The organism is Vibrio sp. YT-19(2023) (assembly GCF_033337395.1).
Genome location: NZ_JAWOQN010000537.1, coordinates 1 through 682, shown reverse-complemented (window position 1 = coordinate 682; position 682 = coordinate 1). Strand labels below are relative to the sequence as shown.

General features: G+C 48.1%; 1 protein-coding gene. It reads left to right on the top strand.

Features of this window, described 5'->3' with window-relative positions; genetic code table 11:
- A partial coding sequence (locus R7E78_RS26975; protein WP_318058723.1) for a methyl-accepting chemotaxis protein occupies positions 1 to 682 on the top strand: 682 nt, incomplete at both ends.

Sequence of the window (682 nt, the reverse complement as noted above, 5' to 3'; positions counted from 1 at the left end):
TTGAAGTCAGACATTTCTGCGGCGACTGCACGAGCAGAATCGATTTTAGAAATGGGTATCATCGTTGTGATCTTAGCGGCGCTTGGCATGGTGTTCCTGCTGCTACGCACAGTACTTAAACCATTAAACGACATCAAAGACGCAATGGCGCAAATCGCTTCGGGTGATGGTGATCTTAGCCAACGAATCCAAATTAATACGCAAGATGAAATTGGTCAGCTGGCGAAGGCATTTAACGAGTTTGTTTCTAAAATCCAAGCGACCGTGTCACAGGTGATTGATAGCTCAAACACGCTTCGTCAAGAGATGGCAAACTTAAGCTCGCTCACCGCGACGATTGCTGATTCGACAGTTTCTCAACAGCGCGATAGCGAAGCAGTTGCTGCGGCAGTGCATGAAATGCAAGTGACTAGCCGCAATGTGAGCGAGAGTGCAAATGAAGCAGCAGTTGCAAGCCAAACCGCGAATGATGAGCTTTCTAATACCAATGTGATTTTGGAGCAAACGGTCGGCTCGATTCGTGACTTGGCTGGAGAGATCGAAAGCGCAAGCCATGTGATCAATACGCTAGATAATGATGTGAGCGATATTGCCTCTGTACTAGATGTAATTCGCGGCATTGCAGAACAGACTAACTTACTTGCACTGAATGCGGCGATTGAAGCGGCGCGAGCGGGTGAGC